Source organism: Alloalcanivorax profundimaris (assembly GCF_015265435.1).
Classification (GTDB): Bacteria; Pseudomonadota; Gammaproteobacteria; order Pseudomonadales; family Alcanivoracaceae; genus Alloalcanivorax; species Alloalcanivorax profundimaris.
Genome location: NZ_JABJWH010000011.1, coordinates 17,282 through 38,309 on the forward strand (window position 1 = coordinate 17,282; position 21,028 = coordinate 38,309).

Annotated in this window: 22 protein-coding genes and 2 pseudogenes; 9 read left to right on the forward strand and 15 right to left on the reverse strand. The window is 68.1% G+C overall.

Annotation, left to right across the window (positions count from 1 at the left end):
* Positions 1-187: 187 nt before the first annotated feature.
* Positions 188-1,432, reverse strand: coding sequence for an acyl-CoA dehydrogenase family protein (locus HMJ39_RS07760; RefSeq protein WP_194296858.1), 1,245 nt, complete (start codon positions 1,430-1,432; stop codon positions 188-190).
* A gap of 243 nt (positions 1,433-1,675) precedes the next feature.
* Between HMJ39_RS07760 and HMJ39_RS07765 the strand changes: the two genes are divergently transcribed.
* Both HMJ39_RS07765 and HMJ39_RS07770 read left to right on the forward strand, forming a co-directional pair.
* A complete protein-coding gene (locus HMJ39_RS07765; RefSeq protein WP_194296859.1) occupies positions 1,676-3,172 on the forward strand; it encodes a flavin-containing monooxygenase in 1,497 nt (498 codons plus the stop codon).
* Between the two features lie 111 nt (positions 3,173-3,283).
* The gene (locus HMJ39_RS07770; RefSeq protein ID WP_194296860.1) at positions 3,284-4,168 is read left to right on the forward strand and encodes a CHAD domain-containing protein; all 885 of its coding nucleotides are present in this window, start codon (positions 3,284-3,286) and stop codon (positions 4,166-4,168) included.
* Between the two features lie 2 nt (positions 4,169-4,170).
* Here HMJ39_RS07770 and HMJ39_RS07775 read toward each other — a convergent pair whose 3' ends face one another.
* The 3 genes from HMJ39_RS07775 to HMJ39_RS07785 all read right to left on the reverse strand — a co-directional run bounded on the left by HMJ39_RS07775 (position 4,171) and on the right by HMJ39_RS07785 (position 6,237).
* Complete coding sequence (locus HMJ39_RS07775) at positions 4,171-4,506, reverse strand: hypothetical protein (protein WP_228462219.1); 336 nt, start codon at positions 4,504-4,506, stop codon at positions 4,171-4,173.
* A gap of 11 nt (positions 4,507-4,517) precedes the next feature.
* Entirely contained in the window at positions 4,518-5,252 is a 735-nt protein-coding gene (locus HMJ39_RS07780; RefSeq protein WP_194296862.1) for a glutathione S-transferase, read from the reverse strand.
* 76 nt (positions 5,253-5,328) lie between these two features.
* On the reverse strand, positions 5,329-6,237 hold the full coding sequence (locus HMJ39_RS07785) for a LysR family transcriptional regulator (protein WP_194296863.1): 909 nt from the start codon (positions 6,235-6,237) through the stop codon (positions 5,329-5,331).
* Between the two features lie 112 nt (positions 6,238-6,349).
* On the opposite strand from HMJ39_RS07785, the gene HMJ39_RS07790 reads away from it, so the two are divergent.
* Positions 6,350-7,339, forward strand: coding sequence for an aldo/keto reductase (locus HMJ39_RS07790; protein ID WP_194296864.1), 990 nt, complete (start codon positions 6,350-6,352; stop codon positions 7,337-7,339).
* A 15-nt stretch (positions 7,340-7,354) separates the two neighbouring features.
* Here the strand turns inward: HMJ39_RS07790 and HMJ39_RS07795 are convergent, their stop codons facing one another.
* From HMJ39_RS07795 to HMJ39_RS07810, 4 genes are all read right to left on the reverse strand, one after another.
* A complete protein-coding gene (locus tag HMJ39_RS07795; RefSeq protein ID WP_194296865.1) occupies positions 7,355-8,275 on the reverse strand; it encodes a cation diffusion facilitator family transporter in 921 nt (306 codons plus the stop codon).
* Between the two features lie 77 nt (positions 8,276-8,352).
* Complete coding sequence (locus HMJ39_RS07800; RefSeq protein WP_194296866.1) at positions 8,353-8,826, reverse strand: hypothetical protein; 474 nt, start codon at positions 8,824-8,826, stop codon at positions 8,353-8,355.
* Positions 8,827-8,828: 2 nt separating this feature from the next.
* Positions 8,829-9,092 carry a DUF883 family protein gene (locus tag HMJ39_RS07805; protein ID WP_194296867.1) on the reverse strand — a complete coding sequence of 88 codons (264 nt, stop codon included), beginning with the start codon at positions 9,090-9,092 and terminating at the stop codon, positions 8,829-8,831.
* 171 nt (positions 9,093-9,263) lie between these two features.
* Positions 9,264-10,271 carry an isocitrate dehydrogenase gene (locus HMJ39_RS07810; RefSeq protein ID WP_194296868.1) on the reverse strand — a complete coding sequence of 336 codons (1,008 nt, stop codon included), beginning with the start codon at positions 10,269-10,271 and terminating at the stop codon, positions 9,264-9,266.
* A 249-nt stretch (positions 10,272-10,520) separates the two neighbouring features.
* Between HMJ39_RS07810 and crcB the strand changes: the two genes are divergently transcribed.
* On the forward strand, positions 10,521-10,913 hold the full coding sequence (gene crcB, locus HMJ39_RS07815; RefSeq protein ID WP_161385306.1) for a fluoride efflux transporter CrcB: 393 nt from the start codon (positions 10,521-10,523) through the stop codon (positions 10,911-10,913).
* Positions 10,914-10,931: 18 nt separating this feature from the next.
* Here crcB and HMJ39_RS07820 read toward each other — a convergent pair whose 3' ends face one another.
* Positions 10,932-11,903, reverse strand: a complete 972-nt coding sequence (locus HMJ39_RS07820; RefSeq protein ID WP_323370862.1) for an AraC family transcriptional regulator — start codon at positions 11,901-11,903, stop codon at positions 10,932-10,934.
* A gap of 345 nt (positions 11,904-12,248) precedes the next feature.
* Here HMJ39_RS07820 and HMJ39_RS07825 point away from each other — a divergent pair, with 345 nt between their 5' ends.
* From HMJ39_RS07825 to HMJ39_RS07835, 4 genes and pseudogenes are all read left to right on the forward strand, one after another.
* A complete protein-coding gene (locus HMJ39_RS07825; RefSeq protein WP_407645803.1) occupies positions 12,249-13,397 on the forward strand; it encodes an efflux RND transporter periplasmic adaptor subunit in 1,149 nt (382 codons plus the stop codon).
* Positions 13,398-13,460: 63 nt separating this feature from the next.
* Positions 13,461-13,640 (forward strand): annotated as a pseudogene (locus HMJ39_RS07830) (efflux RND transporter permease subunit); the annotation flags it as partial.
* Positions 13,635-13,772: pseudogene (locus HMJ39_RS19225) on the forward strand (class A beta-lactamase); the annotation flags it as partial. The pseudogenes HMJ39_RS07830 and HMJ39_RS19225, both read left to right, overlap by 6 nt.
* An 82-nt stretch (positions 13,773-13,854) precedes the next feature.
* The gene (locus HMJ39_RS07835; RefSeq protein WP_194296870.1) at positions 13,855-14,442 is read left to right on the forward strand and encodes an RDD family protein; all 588 of its coding nucleotides are present in this window, start codon (positions 13,855-13,857) and stop codon (positions 14,440-14,442) included.
* A 7-nt stretch (positions 14,443-14,449) separates the two neighbouring features.
* Here HMJ39_RS07835 and HMJ39_RS07840 read toward each other — a convergent pair whose 3' ends face one another.
* Entirely contained in the window at positions 14,450-14,878 is a 429-nt protein-coding gene (locus tag HMJ39_RS07840) for a MarR family winged helix-turn-helix transcriptional regulator (protein WP_194296871.1), read from the reverse strand.
* A 112-nt stretch (positions 14,879-14,990) separates the two neighbouring features.
* On the opposite strand from HMJ39_RS07840, the gene HMJ39_RS07845 reads away from it, so the two are divergent.
* Positions 14,991-15,773 (forward strand): siderophore-interacting protein, encoded by a 783-nt coding sequence (locus HMJ39_RS07845; RefSeq protein ID WP_194296872.1) that lies wholly within the window; start codon positions 14,991-14,993, stop codon positions 15,771-15,773.
* A gap of 154 nt (positions 15,774-15,927) precedes the next feature.
* Here HMJ39_RS07845 and HMJ39_RS07850 read toward each other — a convergent pair whose 3' ends face one another.
* The 5 genes from HMJ39_RS07850 to HMJ39_RS07870 all read right to left on the reverse strand — a co-directional run bounded on the left by HMJ39_RS07850 (position 15,928) and on the right by HMJ39_RS07870 (position 21,025).
* Positions 15,928-16,371: a YchJ family protein gene (locus tag HMJ39_RS07850; protein WP_194296873.1), complete on the reverse strand. Its 444-nt coding sequence runs from the start codon at positions 16,369-16,371 to the stop codon at positions 15,928-15,930.
* An 8-nt stretch (positions 16,372-16,379) separates the two neighbouring features.
* Positions 16,380-17,006 carry a flavin reductase family protein gene (locus tag HMJ39_RS07855; RefSeq protein ID WP_194296874.1) on the reverse strand — a complete coding sequence of 209 codons (627 nt, stop codon included), beginning with the start codon at positions 17,004-17,006 and terminating at the stop codon, positions 16,380-16,382.
* Between the two features lie 160 nt (positions 17,007-17,166).
* Complete coding sequence (locus HMJ39_RS07860) at positions 17,167-19,497, reverse strand: TonB-dependent siderophore receptor (protein WP_194296875.1); 2,331 nt, start codon at positions 19,495-19,497, stop codon at positions 17,167-17,169.
* Positions 19,498-19,562: 65 nt separating this feature from the next.
* On the reverse strand, positions 19,563-20,453 hold the full coding sequence (locus tag HMJ39_RS07865; protein ID WP_194296876.1) for a FecR family protein: 891 nt from the start codon (positions 20,451-20,453) through the stop codon (positions 19,563-19,565).
* Complete coding sequence (locus tag HMJ39_RS07870; RefSeq protein ID WP_228462220.1) at positions 20,450-21,025, reverse strand: sigma-70 family RNA polymerase sigma factor; 576 nt, start codon at positions 21,023-21,025, stop codon at positions 20,450-20,452. Before HMJ39_RS07870 ends, HMJ39_RS07865 begins: the two co-directional genes overlap by 4 nt.
* Between the last annotated feature and the right edge of the window lie 3 nt (positions 21,026-21,028).

Genomic DNA, 21,028 nt, shown 5'->3' on the forward strand with positions numbered 1-21,028 from the left:
TGCTTCGCAACACGCTTGCCTCACCCCTGGGGGCTCCCGGTTTGACATCCTGTCAAACAGGGTCCCGGAAAGGGGGCCACACCGGGACGCTTCGAGGTAGCGTCCCGCGCGGCTTCGCCTCTTGGGGTGGGTGGTGCGTTGTAGGAGCGGCCGGGCGGCGTACCGCTTTAGCCGCGATTCGGCGTTTCTACAGGGTGAAATAGGCCGCCGTGTCGCCTCGGTGTTCGCGGGCTTTTTTGAGTTCGGCGCGGGCCACGGTGCGAAGGTGCACCTCGTCCGGGCCGTCCAGGAAGCGCAGGGCCCGGCCCCAGGTGTAGAGGTAGGCCAGCGGCGTGTCCGGGGACAGGCCCATGGCGCCGAACACCTGGATCGCCCGGTCCACCACCCGGGTTTGCAGGCGCGCCGCCACCAGCTTGATGGCGGACACCTGGGTGCGGGCGGCGGCGTTGCCGTGGCGGTCCATGGTCCAGGCGGCGTGCAGCACCAGCAGCCGGGCCTGGTCGATTTCCAGCCGGGATTCGGCGATCCAGTCCTTCACGTTCTCGTGCTCGCTCAGGCTCTTGCCGAACACGCGCCGTTCCAGGGCCCGTTCGCACATCATTTCCAGGGCCAGCTCGCACTGGCCGATGGTGCGCATGCAGTGGTGCACGCGGCCCGGGCCGAGCCGGGCCTGGGCCATGGCGAAGCCTTCGCCGGGGGCGCCCAGCCGGTGGCTGACCGGCACGCGCACGCCGCGGAACACCAGCTCGCAGTGCCCTTCCGGGGAGTGGTGCTGAAAGATCGGGATGTTGCGTTCCACGGTGAGGCCGGGGGCGTCCATGGGCACGATCAGCATGGAGTGCTGGCGGTGCGGTTCGCCGGTGGGGGCGTCGTCGCAGCGGCCCAGCACCACGGCGAAGGCGCAGTGCGGGTGGTTGGCGCCGGTGATGAACCATTTGCGGCCGTCGATCACGTAGTGGTCGCCGTCGCGGCGGAAGGTGGTGCCGATATTGGTGGCGTCGGAGGAGGCCACGTCCGGCTCGCTCATGGCGAAGCAGGAGCGGATCTCGCCGTCCAGCTGCGGGCCCAGCCACTGGCGGTACTGGTGCTCGTCGGCGAAGCGGTGCAGCAGTTCCATATTGCCGGTGTCCGGGGCGCTGCAGTTGAACACCTCGGCGGCCCAGGGCAGCCGCCCCATGATTTCCGCCAGGGGCGCGTAGTCCAGGTTGCTCATGGCGGTGCCCGGTTCGTTCTCGCGCAGCTCCGGCAGGAACAGGTTCCACAGGCCCAGCTCCCGGGCGCGGGCCTTGAGCGGTTCCAGCACCGCCAGCGGGTAGCGGCCTTCGTTGGCGGTCCGGTGCCAGTCGGCGTTGCGGGGCAGTACCTCCTTGTCCATGAAGCGGCGCATCAGGTCCTGGACCTGAACGGCGTATTCGGAATAACTGAAATCCATGGCGGCTCCGGATCATCGGCAAGAGGGTGGCATGATCCGGCCAGGGTAGGGCGCCCGGGCCGGGCCGCCGTTGACGCACATCAAGGGCCGGCGAAGGGGCCAGCGGATTGGCCGTAGCGCCGTCGGAACGGCCCGTTTTGCCCTTTCCCCGGCGCCGGGGCGGGGGCATCATGGCGACCCTTGAAGTTGACATTGAGTAATGTAAGCCTTGGTGCCGCAGCGCGGCCGGGCTGGAGGTAAAGCATGTCCGGGAACCATTTCGACGTACTGATCATCGGCGCCGGCCTGTCCGGCGTGGGCGCCGCCTGCCACCTCAGCCGTGACTGCCCCGACCGCAGCGTGGCGTTGATCGAGCGCCGCCAGCGCATGGGCGGCACCTGGGATCTGTTCCGCTACCCGGGCATCCGCTCCGACTCGGACATGTACACCCTGGGCTACAACTTCCGCCCCTGGACCGATCCCAAGGTGCTGGCCGACGGCCCGTCCATCCGCCAGTACATCGTCGACACCGCCCGCCAGTACCGGATCGAGGACAAGATCCACTACGGCCTGCGCATGCTCGGCGCCGACTTTTCCACGCAAACCAGCCTGTGGACCGTGCAGGTGGAGCGCGAGGAAACCGGCGAGCGGGAAACCTACACCTGCCAGTTCCTGCTCTGCTGCACTGGCTACTACAACTACGATGAAGGCTATAAGCCGGCCTTCCCCGGCGAGGACGACTTCAAGGGCCGGGTGATCCATCCCCAGCACTGGCCGGAGGATCTGGACTACAAGGGCAAGAAGGTGGTGGTGATCGGCAGCGGCGCCACCGCCGTCACCCTGGTGCCGGCCATGGCCGGCGAGGCCGGGCACGTGACCATGCTGCAGCGCTCGCCCACCTACATCGCCACGGTGCCCGAGCGCGACGAGATCTCCGTGGGCCTGCGCCGTTTCCTGCCGGAGATGGTGGTCTACCGCATGGCGCGGGCGCGCAACATCAGCCTGCAGCGTTTCATCTTCAAGCTTTCCAAGCAGCGCCCGGGCCTGGTGCGCCGCGCCCTGCTCGCCGCCGCCCGCCGCCAGCTCGGCGGCGAAGTGGACATGAAGCACTTCAAGCCCAGCTACAATCCCTGGGACGAGCGCCTGTGCGCGGTGCCCAACGGTGATCTGTTCAAGGTACTCAAGAAAGGCGAGGCGTCCATCGTCACCGACCACATCGACACCTTCACCGAGAACGGCATCCGCCTGAAATCCGGCGAGGAGCTGGAGGCGGACATCATCGTCTCCGCCACCGGCCTCAATGTGCAGCTGCTGGGCGGCGCCGACCTGACCGTGGACGGCGAGACCCGCGAACCCAACGACATGCTGGTCTACAAGGGCCTGATGCTGCGCGACGTGCCCAACATGGCCATGGTGTTCGGCTACACCAACTCCTCCTGGACCCTCAAGGCGGACCTGGTGGCGGAGTACGTGGGCCGCCTGCTCAACTACATGTCCCGCAAGGGCCTGCGTCAGGTAACGCCCCGGGACCCGGAAGGCTGCGACACCGACGCCTCCTTCCTCGACCTGCAGTCCGGCTATGTCCAGCGCGCCGCCCACAAGCTGCCACGCCAGGGCAGCAAGGCGCCCTGGAAGGTGCTCAGCAACTACTTCTACGACCTGCCGCGCCTGCGCTTCGGCCGGGTGGACGACGGCAGCCTGGAGTTCGTCAAGGACGAGAGCCGCAAGCGGCGCGGCGTCGCCGCCCTGCTGCGCGGCTGAGGGCCGGCGCCGGGGCCAGGGACGGCGCCCTGTCATCTAGTTGTCACGGTAATTTCTCCGTGAAGGCCGCATAATCGGGCTCCCATTTTTCTGCTCCGGGGGGAGTCTTTCATGAGCCACAGACCGGGCGATGCATCGCCGTTGATGGCGCGCCTTACCGAGGCCGCGCGCGCTCAGGACGAGGCCGCGCTGGCCCTGCTCAAGGACCGGACCACCCTGGACCCGGACCGGGTTCATGATCTTCGCGTCACCGTCAAACGCCTGCGCGCTCTGTGGCGCCTGGCCGGCACCCAGGGCCCGCGCAAGCTGGCCGACAAGCAGGACAAGCGCCTGCGCGCCGCCGCCAAGAGCCTGGCCGGCGCCCGCGATCTTCAGGTCATGGGCGAGACCCTTGATGCCCTGCGCGCCGCCACCCGCCGTGACTACGAGAAAGAGGCCCTGGACCGGGTCCGTGAACTGGCCCTGGCCAACGACGCCGGCGACGCCGTGCAGCCGGAGAAACCGGCGGAGCTGGAACAGGCCTTCCTGGACGACCGCGACCGCTGGACCAACCTGGAAGTGGACGGCGACGACGACACCCTGATCAAGAAAGGCTTCGGCCGCCTCTACGCCAACACCCGCCGCCTCGGCCACGACGCCATCGCCGAGGACGAGCCGGAGGCCTGGCACGGCTTCCGCAAGTGGGTGAAATACCAGCTCTATCAGCTGGAGCCGTTCGCCGGGCCGCTGGAAAACAGCGACATTTCCCTCAAGGATTTCAAGAAACTGGGCAAGAAGCTCGGTGATCTCCACGACCTGCACGTGCTCGACGACTTCCTGCGCCAGGCCAAGAAGAAAGCCGACGACAAGGAACCCTTCGGCCACGTGCGCCAGCTCATCGGCCGCCGGGAATCCGCCCTGGTCAGCGACTGCGAGAAACGCACCCGGAATGCCTTCAGCCTCAAGCCCAAGGCGTTCCGCAAGGCCCTGCGCCAGGCGCTGGACACCGGCGCCTGATTTCAGGCCCGGCCGGCGCCGTCTTCCTGTTCGTCGTCGTCCTTCACCGCGGGCTCGAAGGCGCGCTTGTCGTCGGGCAGGGCCACCGGGTCGCCCACCGAGAGGCCGGCGTGCTGGTCCAGGCGCTTGCCGCTGTCCGCGTCCATGATCGCCGCCACCTTGCCATGGCTGATGCCTGCCTTGCGGTCATAGGCGTCCACGGTGACGCGCACCACCCGGCCCCGGTAGCGGGCCGACAGCACGCTGCCGGCGTGGGGTTCCGGGTCGATGTTGGGGTCGTTCCGGTAATAGGCGGTGACGCTTTGCGCGCCCGGGTCGTCCCAGTCGATGTGTGCCATCAAGGCTCTCCTTAAAGCTCGCCGTCCAGTTCCGGGTAATGGCGAAAGATGCCGTTTTCGTTGAACGGCTGCCGGCGGTCCGAGTCCAGATAGTCGCGCAGCCGTGGGCGCGCCGCCACCCGTTCCACCAGGGCGCCGATCTTGGGCAGGTCGTCCTCCGCCTGGCGCATGGCCCTGGGCAGGGCGTAGCGCAGGCCGGTGACGGTCTGGAACAGGGACAGATCCACGTAGCCGTGGCGGTCGCCCACCAGCACGTCGGCGCCGCCCGGGTTTTGCTCCATCACCTGCTCGAAGTATTCCAGGAAGCGCGGCAGCCGGTGTTCGCGGAACAGGGCGGCGCGCTTCAGCGCTTCGTCGCGCTGCTCCTCGTAATAGAGGCTCGACGACAGGGGGTGATGGGTGTCATGAATCTCGGCGACGAAATCCATCAGCGTCAGCTGCAGGCCGTGGGCCCAGTAGCGCTGATTCTCGTCCTCCGGGACCAGATCCAGGCGCGGCGCCAGGAACTGCAGGATATTGGCGGTGTGCGAAAGCACCAGGTCGCCGGCCTTGAGGAAGGGCGGCGCGAACGGCGGGCGCGGCGTGGCGTCGCCGCTCAGGTAGATGTCCAGGGCGGGCACGCCCAGCTCCTGGTCCGGGGCGCCGCGGCCCACGTCCAGGTAGTCGGCGCCGGCATCCTCCAGGGCGAGCCGGACGTATTCGCCGCGGCCCTGGATGCCCGGCCAGTAGAACAGTTCGTAGTGCATGACGGTCTCCCTGCTCGCTCCTGTGGAACCTCAAAACGGTAGGATAATTCGACCGGCCGCGTCCAGCGACGCCCGCTCAGGCGCGCACGCCGGGCTGGCCGCGCAGCAGTTCGATCAACCAGTCCACGAACACCGTCACCTTGCCGGACAGGTGGCGGTTGTGGGGGTAGACCACGGACACCAGGGAGGGTCTGGGCCGGTATTCGGGCATCACCTCCACCAGCTCGCCGCCGGCCAGGTAGCCGTGGCAGCCGTGCAGCGGAATCTGCACCAGTCCCAGGCCGGCCAGGGCGGCGGCCACGTAGGCCTCGGTGTTGTCCACGGTGACCGAGCCGGGTGGGTCCAGGTAATGCACCCGGCCCTCGGCGTCGCCGTATTCCCAGCGCAGCGGCCGGCCGGTGCGGGCGGCGTGATAGCGCACCACCCGGTGCCGGGCCAGGTCCTCCGGGGTGCGTGGCACGCCGTGGCGTTCCAGGTAGGCCGGCGAGGCGCAGTTCACTTCCTCCACCTCGCCGACGCGGCGCGCCACCAGCCCGGAGTCGGGCAGCGGGCCCACCCGCAGGGCGCAGTCCACCCGTTCCTCGATCAGGTCCACCGGGCGGTCGCTGATGCCGATCTCCAGCTCAATGTCCGGGTAGCGTTCCAGGAACACCGGCAGCGACGGGATGATCAGCCGCCGCGCCGGGTGGCCGGGCAGGTTCACCCGCACCCGGCCCCGTGGCCGCTGCTGCTCGGTGAGCGGCGCCTCGGCGTCCGCCAGGGCGTCCAGCACGTGCAGGCAGCGCTCGTAATAGGCGCCCCCGTCCAGGGTCGGCGACACCCGCCGGGTGGTGCGGTGCAGCAGCCGGGTGCCCAGGTGCGCTTCCAACTGCTGCACGGCGGTGGTGACCGTGGCGCGGGGCATCTCCAGGGTGTCGGCGGCGCGGGTGAAACTGCCGGTTTCCACCACCCGGGTGAACACCAGCATGGCTTTGAAACGGTCCATGGCGGGCTCGATTGTTCAGATTCATGAATAGAGTAACCGATCTTCGCCGGTTTATCGGTGGAATGCGAACGGCGAGACTGTCTCCCTCTTTAACAGCGAATGGAGAACCGCGATGCAACAACGTCAGTTGGGACGGGACGGCCCCCTGGTTTCCGCCCTTGGACTGGGCTGCATGGGCATGAGCGCCTTTTACGGCCACCGTGACGACCGGGAGTCCATCGCCACCCTGCACGCCGCCCTGGACGCCGGCGTCAATCTGATCGACACCGCCGACATGTACGGCCCCCACACCAACGAGGAACTGGTGGGCCGGGCCATCGCCGACCGTCGCGACCGGGTGTTCCTGGCCACCAAGTTCGGCGTGGTGCTGGATCCCTCGGACCCCCACGCCCGGGGCGTGGACGGCCGCCCGGAGTACGTGCGCCGGGCGGTGGAAGGCAGCCTGCGCCGCCTGGGCGTGGACCACATCGACCTGTACTACCAGCACCGCATCGACCCGGCGGTGCCCATTGAGGACACCGTGGGCGCCATGGCCGACCTGGTGCGCGAGGGCAAGGTGCGCTACCTGGGGCTCAGCGAGGCGGCGCCGGACACCGTGCGCCGGGCCCAGGCGGTGCACCCCATCGCCGCCCTGCAGATGGAATATTCCCTGTGGACCCGGGACGCGGAGGAAGGGCATCTGGCCACCTGCCGCGAGCTGGGCATCGGGTTCGTGGCCTACAGCCCCCTGGGCCGGGGGTTTCTCAGCGGCGCGATCCGCTCCCCGGAGGATTTCGAGGCCGACGATTACCGCCGTCATAACCCCCGCTTCCAGGGCGACAACTTCCACCGCAACCTGAAACTGGTGGATCAGGTGCACGATCTGGCGCGGGAAAAAGGCGTCAGTGCCTCGCAACTGGCGCTGGCCTGGGTGCTGGCCCGGGGCGAGGATGTGGTGCCCCTGTTCGGCACCAAGCGGCGCCGCTATCTGAACGACAACCTGGGCGCCCTGGACGTGGCCCTGAGCGCCGAGGAGGTGGCGCGGCTGGACGCCATCTTCCCGCCCCACGCCGCCGCCGGCGAACGCTACGCCGCCGAAGGCATGGCCAGCGTGGGCCGTTGAGGGCGGCGCCCGCTCCTACCGCTCCGGGTTGCACGGCTCCGCCCATCTCGGGTCGGCGGTGAACAGGGTGTCGGTGACCTGCTGCGGGTAGACCGCCGACACCGCCCGCTGCAGGCGGTCGCGCACCGCGTCCAGCTCCGCCAGGCTCGCGATGGGGTGGTCCGGCGGCAGCACCACGTGGATGATCACGTAGAGCTGCCGACCGGGACGCACCATGCGCACCTCCACCTGGCGCACCGGCAGGTCCGCCAGGGCGGCGTCGGTGGCGGCGCGCACCGGCCGGCGCAGGTCCCGGGGCGGGGCCCGGTTGAGCAACTCGCGCAGGGCGCCCCGTGCCATGCGGATCGGCATACTCAGGCAGAACAGCACCACCGCGATCACCAGCACCGAGTCCACGTACGGCAGGATCTGGTACCAGCCCAGCCAGCGCGCCACCGGCAGGAAGCAGAAGGTGAGCAGCACCGAGCTGGAGATCAGGGCGTTGATCAGCCAGTTTTCGTAATCCGCGCGCACCAGGGGCGTATCCAGATGCCCCAGGCTGCGGCGCAGGGTCCAGGCGGTGAAGGAACAGGCCAGGGTGGCGAACACGGCGTAGACGATGGCCGGCCCGGCGAGGATTTCGCGGCCGCCGCCGAGCAGGGCGATCAGGGCGTCGACCAGGGCGAACAGCGCCACGCCCAGGATCAGCAGGCCCTTGCCGGCGTTCACCAGGGATTCGAAATAGCCGTAGCCGAACGGGAACTTGCGGTCATCGGGCTGGTTGGTCAGGGCGCTGATGCGCACCGTGACCAGGGCCACCAGGAAATAGATGAGATTGAACAGGCCATCGAGAAGAATGGCCTTGGATTGCGTGATGCTGGCCGCGGTCACCGCCGCGCTGCCCACCACCACGGACATGAGCGCCGACAGGAGCAGAACCCCGCGTTCGGTTTTCATCGCCTTGCCTTCCCTTTTCCACGTCGCTGAACACACCGGCCGCCCAGTCTACCCGAAGCGGGGCGCCGGGGAGCGGTTCAGTGGTCGTCGCCGGAAAAGTCGCGGTAGGCGTCGATGGCCTTGCGGGTCAGCGCCGGGCCGGCGGCCCGGGTGAGAAAACGGCGGGTGCCCGGGCTGGCGGCGATCACCACGCCGGCGGCCAGGGCGCCCAGGGCCACCACGGTGGTGTGCTCCCGGGTCCAGCGCAGCGCCGGGTCGCCGATCAGCGGGCGCAGGCTGTCCTCCAGCCGGGCTTCCACCGGCGGTGTCGCCGGCGGTTCCGGTTGCGCCGGACCCTTGGCCAGCCGCCGCACGCCCAGCCCCAGCAGCACCGCCACCACCAGCAGGCCGAGGCCGGTGAACAGGCTGGCCAGGGGCGCGCCCACCCGGGGGGCGAGCGCCAGCCAGCCGGCGGTGGCGAAGCACAGCAACGCCGCCAGGCCGGTGAGCATGGCCAGCCAGACCAGGGCGTTGAGGCTGAACAGGGACGACAGTGGCCGGCGCAGGTTCATCGTTAGCGGCTGATCAGCTTGCCGAGCAGAATGCCCACGCCGAAGGCGGCGAGCACGCTGGTGAAGGGGCGCTCCTTGATCTGCGCGCCCACCTGCTCGGTTTGCAGTTCGGCCTGCTTGCGCACGTCGTCGAACTGGGCGCGGGCGCTTTCCACGCCGGCCTGGGCCCGTTGCTGGGTGGATTTCTTGACCGCGTCGGCCAGGGTGCCCAGGTCACGGCGCAGTTGGTCGATGTCCTTCTTGAGAGCTTCGGTTTCCTGACTCATGTAACCACCTCCTGTTGGCAAATAAAGGATGCGAATCCTTGAATAGCCAAGCATAGACAAACGGGGCCGCCGTTGCCTATAGACCGATATCAATAAACCGCGCCAGGGGGAGCCTGGAACGGCGCCCGGCGCGGGCCGGGCGCTTTTGCAAAAGAATGATAAAGCCGCGCCTCAGAGGTGGCGGATCAGCTCGTCGGTGAACGCGTCGGTGGAGGCGTTGCCGCCCAGGTCCGGGGTCACCACCTTGCCTTCGCCGACCACATGGCGGATGGCGCCGCGCAGGCGCTCCGCCTTCTCGTTCATCTCCAGGTATTCGAGCATCATGCCGGCGCCCAGCATCAGCGCGGTGGGGTTGGCGACGCCCTTGCCGGCGATGTCTGGGGCGCTGCCGTGCACCGCCTCGAAGATGCCGCGATGCTCGCCCACGTTGGCGCCCGGCGCCAGGCCCAGGCCACCGGTCAGGCCGGCGCACAGATCCGAGAGGATGTCGCCGAACAGGTTGGTGGTGACCAGCACGTCGAAGCGGTGCGGGTTCATGGCCAGCTGCATGGCGCAGTTGTCGACGATCATTTCCTCGTGCTCGATGTCCGGGTATTCCTCGGCGATGCTGCGCGCCACGCTCAGGAACAGGCCGGAGGTGGACTTCATGATGTTGGCCTTGTGCACCACGGTGACCTTGCGGCGGCCCAGGCGGCGGGCGGCTTCGTAGGCGAAGCGGATCAGGCGCTTGGATTCCTTGCGGGTGATCACGCTGCGCAGCTCGGCGCGTTCGCCGTCGTCGGTGACCATCTGGCCTTCGCCGGAATAGATGCCCTCGATGTTCTCGCGGATGGTGAGGATGTCCACGTTGTCGTAGCGCGAGCGCACGCCGGGGATGGACAGCGCCGGGCGCAGGTTGGCGAACAGATCGAAGTGCTTGCGCAGGGTCACGTTGACGGAGCGGAAGCCCTTGCCCACCGGGGTGGTGATCGGGCCCTTCAGGGCCACCGGGTTCTTCTCGATCATGTCCAGGGTTTCCTGGGGCACCAGGTCCTTGCCCTGATCCAGGGCGGTCTGCCCGGCGATGGCGCGGTCATAGGCGAAGTCACAATCCAGGGCGTCCAGCAGGCGCAGGGTGGCATCGATGATATCCGGACCAATTCCGTCGCCGGGAATGACTGTTACGCGTGTTTCCGCCATGGATCTAACTCCTTTGATTATCGGGTGGGATAATGGGTGGGCCGGCATGCCCCGTCGATACGACTTTCGCAGCGAGGGCGGGCCGGAGCCCGAATCTGGGATCGCCAGTGGGGCGCTAGTCTACCAGAACCGCGCCTTTTCGTCGGGGCCTTTGGCATTCAAAGTCCATGCCATGCGCCGTTTCGAGGTTTCCTTGGGGTGGCCCGGGCGTCATGATAGATCGGGTTTTTTGCAATCAGGGGACGGACCATGTGGTTATCGGTGGTCGCCATCGCCGTGGGCGCGGCGCTGGGCGCCAATCTGCGCTGGCTGCTCAGCCTGTGGTTGAACGCGCTGTTCCCGGCGGTGCCGCTGGGCACGCTCAGCGCCAACCTTCTGGGCGGCTGGCTGATCGGGCTGGCCCTGGGGGTGTTCGCCTGGCTGCCGCCGCTGACGCCGGAATGGCGGCTGCTGGTGGTGACCGGCTTTCTGGGCGCGCTCACCACCTTCTCGTCGTTTTCCGCGGAAATGTTCATCAACCTCCAGGCCGGGCGCTGGGGGCTGGCCCTGGGCGGCATCGCCGCCCATGTGGTCGGGTCGCTGTGCATGACCGGCCTGGGTTTGGGGATGGTGGCGCTGGCGCGCCAGTTGCTGACCCGCTAGCGCCGGGCGGCGGGCGCCTCAGGCGCGGACGGTTTCGGGGCGTTCCCCGCGCAGTTTGATCACGTCCGCCCGGGGCGGATTGCCGAACAGGCGGCTGTATTCGCGGCTGAAATGGGACGGGCTTTCGTAGCCCACCCGGAAGCTGGCGGTGGCCGCTTCCAGGCCCTCGGCGAGCATCAGCCGGCGCGCTTCGTGCAGGCGCAACTTCTTCTGGAACTGCAGCGGCGACATGCGCGTGACCTGTTTGAAGCTGTGGAACAGGGACGACTCGCTCATGTTGGCCAGGTCCGCCAGATCACGGATGCGCAACGGCTCGCTGAAACGGTCCTTGAGCACCGAGATCACCCGGGCGATGCGGTGCGCCTGGGTGTCCGCCACGGCGAACTTGCGCATGCGCGGGCCGATCTCGCCGATCAGGGCCCGGTAGATGATCTCGCGGCGGGCCAGGGGCGCCAGAATGCGCGCGTCCCGGGGGTTGTCCAGCAGCGCCACGAAGCGCAGCACCGCCTCCACCATGTCCTTCTCCGCCTGGGCCCGGCCCAGGCCACAACTGCAGGCGTTTTCCGGGTCCTCGGGGTCCCCCGGTTCCAGCAGTTCCTCGCCCAGCTCCAGCATCAGGTCGGTGACCTCCTGCGGGTCCACGTTCACCTTCACCCCCAGATAGGGATTTTCCGGGGTGGCGTCGGTGACCTTGCCGAGCACCGGCAGGTGCACCGAGGACACCAGGCAACTGAGCGGCCCATAGGCGATTTCCCGATCCCCCAGCCACACCGTCTTGGCGCCCTGGGCGATCAGGCAGAACGACGGGTCGTACACCGAGGAGCCCATGCAGCTGGTGGTGGAATTGGAGCGCACCAGCTCCAGGCCGGGGATCGCGGTGTCGTTGAGGCCTTCGTTGGGGGCCCATTTCTGGATCTGGCACGCCAGAGTTTTCGCCAATCGGGCCAGGTCGTCGTCCAGTGGTTCGAGGATGGTTTGGTTGGCAATCACGAATCCGCCCTCCGGTTCGCGGGCAAGCCGCTGTTTTGTCGATGAGCGGCGAGTATACGCCCGCATTCCGGGGCCTGGATGACAAAACGCCAATCCCTGCAGGATCGGGCAAGCACCCGGCAGAAACGGGCAATCCGGCAAGGATTATGCCCCGATCCGGCCCGTTTTGTCGCCGCCGCACCGGATCGGGGCGGCGTTTCTCAAACAGAATCAGGCAAGACCCGCGCAGGAATCGGATAACGTTCCCTTCCCCTTTCCCCCTAGATTGTTCCGCCCTACCCGAAGCGTTTTTAAAAAACGGAGCGACACATGATGGAAAGCGTCAACGAGGGTCCCCTGGCCGGCATGGGGCTGTACTGGGGGCTGATCGCCGTGCTTATGGCGGCGCTGTTCCTGGCCGGCTGCGACGCCCGCGGCGAGGCGGAGGCCGGCGCCGCGCCGCCGGCCCCGGAGGTGGACGTGGCGCCGGTACTGGTGGAACCGGTGACCCTGTGGGAAACCTTCACCGGCCGGCTGGAAGCGCCGGAGACCGTGCAACTGCGCCCCCGGGTGAGCGGCTACATCGACGAGGTGGCCTTCGAGGAGGGCGAGCTGGTGGAAGCCGGGGACCTGCTGTTCCGCATTGATCCGCGCCCCTACGAGGCGCGGGCGCGGGCCGCCCGGGCCTCCCTGGCCCAGGCCCGCAGCCAGGCGCGCCTGGCCGGCGGCGAGGCGGAAAGGGCCCGCAAGCTGCTCGGCAGCCGTGCCATTTCCCGGGAAGAACACGACCAGCGTCAGGCGGCGCTGCTCAACGCCCGCGCCCTGGTGGACGAGGCCGAGGCGGCCCTGGCCAGCGCCGAACTGGATCTGGCCTACACCCGCGTTACCGCGCCGGTGGACGGCCGCATCGGCCGGGCCCGGGTCACCAAGGGCAACCTGGCCAGCGCCGACCAGACCCTGCTCGCCACCCTGGTGTCGGTGGATCCCCTGCATGTCTATTTCGACAGTAACGAGGCGGACGCCCTGGATGCCCAGCGTCTGCAACAGGCGGGAAAGGCGCCGCCGGTTCGCATCGGTCTGACCGGCGAACCGGGCTTTCCGCACCAGGGGCAACTGGACTTCGTGGACAACCGCCTGAACGCGGACACCGGCACCCTGCGCTACCGGGCGCTGCTGCCCAATCCGAATGGCATTTTTAAGCCGGGCCAGTTCGCCCGGGTGGAAATGCCGGTGACCCGCCTTGACCAGGCGGTGCTGATCAGCCGCAAGGCGGTGCTCGCCGACCAGGACCGGCGTTTCGTCTACGTGGTGGGCGAGGACAACACCGTGGCCCGCCGGCAGGTGAGCACCGGCCGCCAGGTGGAGGGACTGGTGGTGGTCCGCGACGGCCTGAATTCCGGTGACCGGGTGATCGTCAACGGTACCCAGAAGGTGTTCGGCGCCGGCATGCCGGTGGCGCCCCATCTGGTTTCCATGCGCGACGCCCCCGGCGGCGAGGTGGCCGCCCGGCCCTGACTTTTTAACTGGGAACGACGAACCGCGGCGGCCTTCCGGGCCGCCGTTCAGGAGCCCTTTGTCATGAATTTCTCCCGTTTCTTCGTGGACCGGCCGATTTTTGCCGCGGTGCTGTCCATTATTATTTTCGCGGTGGGGGCGATCTCGATCCCCAACCTGCCGATCAGTGAGTACCCGGAGGTGGCGCCGCCCTCGGTGCTGGTGCGCACCGTCTATCCCGGCGCCAACCCCAAGGAAATCGCCGTGATGTGGCCACCGCAACGCGGCCCGATACTGGCGGCCATCTACATCACCGAAACCGACGCCACCCTGGAGCAACGCAACGCCGCCATCGCCGACATCGGCCGCGCCCTGGCCGCCGCCGTGGCGCGCTAAAAGCCAGCGGCATCTTGAGAAAATGGAGGAGGCCGGCTAGTTTTTAACTCTGGGAATGGAATGCGGAAAAGGGGAGGGGAACATGGAAAACCCGTATCAAGCATCGGCGGTGCCCGTCACGAAAGAACCGAGTGCGGAAAGCAATGCCGACCTGGAGCTGGCGCCGCGCGGGCATCGTCTCGGCGCGGCCATACTGGACAGCATTTTCAGCGGGCTCTTCATCGTCGCGGTTCTTTTTGCCGCCGGTTTTGTTTCCGGGATATTCCTCGAAGACGCGGAAGCCTTCTGGCTGAATAACTTCGGTGCCGGGCCAAGCGGCCAGATGAGCTTGCTTGGTGGGGCCCTGCTGATGGCCGTGGCACTGTCGGGCTGGTTGCTGATCAACGGCTATTTTATCGTCCGCAATGGCCAGACGCTGGGTAAGCTGATTCTCAAGATCAAGATGGTTCGGGCCGACTCCGGTGCTTTGCCATCCCTGCCCCGGGTGGTCTTTCTGCGTTTTTTGCCGGTCAATCTGGTCGCGCTGATCCCGTTGGTTGGCAACCTTATCCTGCTCGCCGATGCGCTGTTCATCTTCGGTGATGAGCGGCGCTGCCTGCACGATCGTATCGCCGGTACCCGTGTGGTGTTGGCGGTGCCGTCGGTGGCGGCCTCCCAGGTGGCGGCCTAGCCGGGATTCAGTCGCGCAGGTTGTCGAGCATGCGGTTGCCGATTTCGATGAAGGTGTCCTGATCGCGCTTCGGGATACCCTTCAGCAGCCGTGCCTTGACGTCGTCTTCCGCTTCCTGGATGCGGGCCATCAGGCCCGCGCCGGTCTCGCTGAGCGCCAGCAACTGGCTGCGGCGGTCCTCCGGGTTGGGGGTGCGGGTGACCAGGTCCATGGCCTCCAGCTCCTTGATGACGCGGGTGATCTGCGCCTTGTCGCGCCCGGTGACGGCGGCGATATGCTGGGCGGTGCAGTCCGGCTGGCGGTGGATCATCTGCAACAGACGCACGTGCATGCCGTTGATGGGCAGGTCGTAGTCGCGGATCGCGCGCTTGCTGCTGACCTTGAACTGGAAGGCCAGCTGCCAGAGCACCTGGCGGATATCGGCTTGGTGTGGCATGGATGTCGGGGTGTCGTATTTTGTTGACAAAGTCAACCAGTGAATTTATGGTTGATATTGTCCACTAATTGCCGGGGCGCCACAAGCGCCCCCGTTTCCCATGAGGTGACCCATGCCCCGACCCGCGCCCCGTATCCTGGAGGTGCTGCGCACCGAGAACCCGACCCCGAACATGAAGCGGGTGGTGCTCGGCGGCGGCGATCTGAGCGATTTCCCTGACGACCACGAAAGCGCCAACTTCAAGCTTTTGATTCCCCGACCCGGCCAGACCGGCATCGCCCTGCCGCCGTTCAACGACACCCCGGAAGAGCACAAGCCCTTCGTGCGCACCTACACCCTGCGCCATTTTGATCGCGCCCGCGGCGAGGTGATTGTCGACTTCATGATGCACGCGGACCACGGCCCCGCCTCCGGCTGGGCCGCCCGGGCCCGGCCCGGCGACCGCATCGGCTTCGCCGGGCCGGGCAAGCCCAAGTTCGTGGATTTCGACGCTGACTGGTTCCTGTTCGCCGGCGACATGTCCGCGCTGCCGGCCATCGGCGCCAACATCGAGCGCCTGCCCGCCCACGCCCGTGGCTACGCGGTGCTCGACATCCTCGACCCCGCCGACCAGCAGCCGTTGCCGTTCCCGGACGGCATCCAGGTCACCTGGCGGGTCAATCCCTACCCGGAGCAGCCGGCGGTAGGCCTGGTGGACACGGTGCTGGCGCTGCCCTGGCTGGACGGCTCCCCGGCGGTCTGGGTGGCCGGGGAAAGCGGTGCGGTGCGCGCCCTGCGCCGCTACTTCACCCAGGAACGCCAGGTGGACCGCCGCCGCCTCTACGCCAGCGGCTACTGGCAAATCGGCATGACCGAGGACCGCCACCAGCTCGAAAAGCGCAAGGATAAGGATTGAGGGAGACCGGCCGCAGGATCGGGCAAGAACCGCGCGCTAACCGGCTACCGGGACGCGGCCCTGGCGGTGGATACTGAACGCCACGATACAGACATGTCGTGGTCCATTCTTACCCCCCAGGGCCAGCGGACGGCCCGCCCTTTTTTTGCGGTTCTCACGCCGCGCAGCACTTCTTGAATTTTTTGCCGCTGCCACAGGGGCAGGGCTCGTTGCGGCCCGGCTTCAGGTTGCTCACCGTGCTGTCGCCGTCCAGGTAAAACCAGTGGCCGTCCTCGCGCACGAAGCGGGAGGTCTCCTCCAGCACCGAAAAGCCCTTGCCGTTGCGCCGCAGGGCGCGGAAACGCACCCGTCCACGGTCGCCGTCGGCGTCTCTGTCCAGCACCGTCAGTTCCAGCCAGTCGTCACCGTCGTCCAGCATCAGCCCGGTGGGGCGGGTGTGCGGGTGCCAGCTTTTGGCCACGTAGGTCGTATCGTTGCGCACGAAGGCACTGTAGCGCGAGCGCATCAGCGCCTCCGGCGTGGACGCCGGTTCACCGCGATGCAGCGGCGCGCAGCAGTCCTCGTAGGGCAGGTCGGATTGGCAAGGGCAGGTCGTCATGGCGGCGATTATAGCGTTTTCGGGCGATACATCTGGAAGCGGGACGTCTCGTTGACGGTGAAATAATCCGCCGGGCCGCCGGCGCGCAGGATCGGTTCGGCGGCGGCGGTGTCGTAGACGCCCTCCTTGAGCAGGTGGCGGGCGATGTGCACGCCCACCACTTCACCCAGCACCAGCCAGGTGTCGGTCTCGGCGCCATCGGCACCGGTCAGGCGCAGCACCTGGCTGAGGCGGCATTCGAAGGACACCGGGGTTTCCTTCACCCGGGGCACGCCGATGATCCGTGACGGTTCCGGGGTCAGCCCGCTCAGCTCGAACTCATTCACTTCCGGCGCCACCGCCGCGCAGCTCTGGTTCATGGCGTCCGCCAGGGGGCGGGTGGCCAGGTTCCAGCCGAATTCCCCGGTGGCCTGGATGTTCCGCACACTGTCCTTGTAGCCGATGCTGGCGAAGCCGACGATCGGCGGCCGGTAGTTAAAGGCGTTGAAGAAGCTGTAGGGCGCCAGATTGAGCACGCCGTCCGGGCTTTGTGAGGAAATCCAGCCGATCGGGCGCGGCGCCACCAGGGCGTTGAAAGGGTCGTGGGGCAGGCCGTGGCCCTGCGCGGGCTGATAGAAATGAATGTCGTCGCTCATGGGGCAATGTTACGGGCGGCGAGGTTCGTGCCACAAGCGGGGGATCGCGACTAAAGTCGCTCCTACGGTGTTCCGTACGGTAGGAGCGACTTTAGTCGCGATCATCCCCGCGGCCATTCATGAGACCGATCAGCCGGCACACGGCTTCAGTCGCGATACCTCACCAGCGGTAGGTGACGGTGGCGGTGTAGGTGCGTTCCTGGCCGTAGAAGCACAGGTAGGTGCAGGTGGTGGCGTCCTCGTCGGTGAGGTTGCGCACGTTGAGGGCCAGGCGCCAGTCGTCCAGCCAGTAGCCGAGCAGGGCGTCGTAGACGGTGTAGTCCGGCACGCGCACGGTGTTGCCCAGATCGTAGGTGGCGCCGATGTAGCGGGCGCCGGCGCCCAGGTTCAGGTTGCTGAGCGCGCCGCCGAAGCGGTAGTCCGCCCACAGCGAGGCGCTGTGCTCGGGCACGGCGCCGGGCTCGTTGCCTTGGTTGCCGTTGTTGCTTTTGGTGACCTCCGCGTTGGTGTAGGCGTAGCCGGCGATCAGGCTGAGGCCGTTGGTGAGCTGGGCGCGGGCTTCCAGTTCCGCGCCCCGGGAGCGCACTTCCCCTTCCTGGATCTGCGGGCCGCCGGCCAGGTCCGTGGTGAGCACGTTCTGCTGGGTCAGGTCGTACACCGACAGGGTCACCGACAGATCCTGGTCGTCCGGCGCGTAGCGCAGGCCGGCTTCGTATTGCTCGCCCTCGGTGGGGTCGTAGTCGGCGCCGGCGGTGCCGTTCACTGGCTCGAAGGATTGCGAGTAGCTCAGGTAGGGCGCCCAACCGTTGTCGAACAAATACACCAGGCCGGCGCGGCCGGTGAAGGCGCTGTCGTCGTAGGTGGTGGCGCGGTCGCCGGTGAGCCGGTCACGCTGCTCGCTTTCGAAGCGGTCGTAGCGGCCGCCCAGCAGGATTACCCAGCGGTCGTCCACCTTGATGTGGTCCTGGGCGTAGAAGCCCAGTTGCTGGTTGTCCGTTTTGTAGGAGCGCGCCGGCGTGGCGCTCAGCACCACCGGGGACCCGTACACCGGCGCGTACAGATCCAGCGGCGCCACCGTGCCGCTGTACTGGGCGCGGGCGAAGCTCTGCTCGTTGTAGTCGGCGCCGAACAGCAGGGTGTGCCGCGTGCGGCCCAGGTCGAACACCCCTTCAAGCTGGTTGTCCAGGCTCCAGCTGTGGTTGTCGTCCTCGCGGGGGTAAGGGCTGCGGCTCACCGTGCGCTGATCGGCGGCGTAGCCGCCCACGCCGATGTCCACGTAATCGGTGTCGGCGGTGAAGTAGAGCGCGTTCTGTCGCACCGTCCAGGTGTCGTTGAGCCGGTGGCTGAACAGATACCCCAGGGTGTAGCTCTCGGAGACGAATTCGTTGAAGCCCGGCTCGCCGGTGAAACGGTCCCGGTCGATGTGGCCGTTGGGGTTGGACTCCACGGTGCCGGAGAACGGCAGGCCGTAAACATAGGCGGTGTCGTTCTTTTGGTAGTTGGCGAACACCGTCAGGCGGGTGGCGTCGGTGGGCTGCCAGGCCAGGGCGCCCTGCAGGAAGTCCCGGTCATCGGGAACGTAGTCCACCATGGTGTCGCTGTCCCGGGTCAGGCCGGTGACCCGGTAGGCGAAGCGGCCGTCGTCGGTGAGCGGGCCGCCGAAGTCCGCCGCCAGCTGGCGGCGGTCGTGGCTGCCGCCCTGCAGGCGGATCTCGCGCAGCGGTTCCCGGGTGGGCAGCTTGGTGACCATGTTGATCACGCCGCCGGGCGCGGCGGCGCCGTACAGAATCGAGGCCGGGCCGCGCAGCAGCTCGATGCGCTCCATGCCATAGGGTTCCGCGGTGGCGCTGAAGGTGTTGCGGGCCAGCTTGGCGCCATTCAGGTAGAAGGGGCTGGCGCCGGTGACGTTGAAACCGCGGATCTGCAGGCCGTCGCTGGTGGTGCCGTTGGCGCCGCCGGTGAGCGATTGCACGCCGGGGGTGTAGGCCAGGGCCTGGTCCAGGGTCTGGGCGTTCTGGTTTTCGATCTGCTCCCGGGTCACCACGGACACGGACTGCGGAGTTTCCTTGATGGCCACATTGCTCTTGGTGGCGGTGACGCTCTGGCGGGCCACGTAGCCGTACACCGGCGCCAGGCCGTCGGTTTCCGTCTGGCCGTTCACTTCCACCGCTTCCAGGGTGTTGCCGCGCTCCAGGATGACGCTGTCATCGCCGGTCACCCGGAAGGTCACCGGGGTGCCGGCCAGCAGCCGGCGCAGCGCGTCCAGGGGCGCGTAGTCGCCGCTCAGGGCCGGCGCCCGGTGGCCGCGCAGCAGGCTGGCGTCGCCGCCGATGGTCAGCCCGGTCTGGCGGGCCAGCTCGGTGACGGCTTGATCCAGGGGCTGGGCGGGCAGGTCGAGTTCGGCGGCGCCGGCGGGCAGCGCCAGGGCGCCGAGCAGGCAGGCCATCGTTAGCCGGGATAGGGCGCGCCGGGGGCGGAAGGGTAAGGGCATGGAAGTCTCCTGTGGTTGCCTTATACCTTCCATGACCGGCGACGGCCCGGATCGGGCAGAAAAAATCAGTCCACCCACACCACGTAGGGGGTGATGCGCCGTACCCGCACCGGCAGAGCGTCGGCCAGCACCGCCAGAGCCTGCTCGCTGTCGTCGGCGGGCAGCACGCCGGTGAAGCGCAGGTCCGAGGGCAGCGCCGGGCTCGCCAGCAGCCAGCCCGGGCGGTGCCGGGACAGCCTGGCCAGCACGTCCTCCAGAGGCGTGTCGTTGAACACCAACCGGCCATCCAGCCAGTCGAAACGCCCCGGCGTCAGCGCCGCCGGGGCATCACTGCGCTTGCGGGTCAGGGTGGTGCCCTCGCCGGCGTGCAGCACCCGGGCCGTCGCCGGCCGGGCGGCGGGGATCACCCGCACCGAGGATTCCCGCACCGCCACCCGGGTGCGCTCGCCCTCCAGGGTCACGCTGTACTCGGTGCCCAGGGCCTCGGCGGTGCCGTGGCGGGTGACCACCTGGAACGGCCGGTTGGCGTCCGGCGCCACCTTCACGAACAGCCGGCCGCGCAGCAGCCGCACCCGCCGCAGGTCCGCGTTCAGGGTCAGGCGCACGGCGCTGTCCGCGTCCAGGGTCAGGCGGCTGCCGTCGTCGAGCACCAGCACGCGCCGCTCGCCGGTGCCGGTGTGGGCGTCGCCGCGCCACAGGGTCCACGGCAACTGCCAGGCGATCAGCCCGATCAGCAGCCACACCACCAGCACGCCGGCCCGGGAACGGCGCGGGCGCTCCGGCATCAGGCCGTCCCATAGGGTGCGCATCTCATGGAAGACGCGGCGGTGGCGTTCGTCCTCCGCCTGCCAGGCCTGGCAGCGGCGTTCCAGCTCGGCGCGCTCCGCCTCGCCGGCCTCGTGCAGGGCCACCACCCAGTCCGCCGCCCGGTCGCGGATGCCGTCCGTGCCGCTCATTGGCCGGCCCCCTGTTCCAGGGCATCGTGCAGCCGCCAGTGGCAATGGGCCAGGCAGCGCGCCAGATATTGCTTCACGCTGCTCTCGGACACCGCCAGCCGCTCACCGATGGCCCGGTAGCTCAGGCCCTCCAGGCGCGCCATCAGGAAGGCGCGGCGTGGCTTGTCCGGCAGTTCCTCAAGCAGCAGGTGCAACACCCGGGACAGCAGATCCCGGGCCCCGGCCACCTGCTCCGGGCCGCGCCGGTCGGTGCCCTCCAGCAGCACCGCCACGCTGTACAGCGCCTCGCGCTCGATGCGTTGCCGCTGGTTGCGGTTGATCAGAAGGCGGCTGGCGATCACCAGCAGGTAGGCGCGCGGCTCATGGATCCGGGCCGGGCCGCCGGTGATCAGGCGCAGGAAGGTGTCGTGGGAGAGGTCGGCGGCGTCCTGGGGGCTGAGCAGCTTGCGCCGCAGCCAGTTGAACAGCCAGCCGTGATGTTCGTGGTAGAGCAGGCCGATGTCCGGCATCGCGCCCGAAGACGCCCCGGCGGTGTCCCGTCGCCGGGGCACCGACAACGACCTTGAAGTCATGCT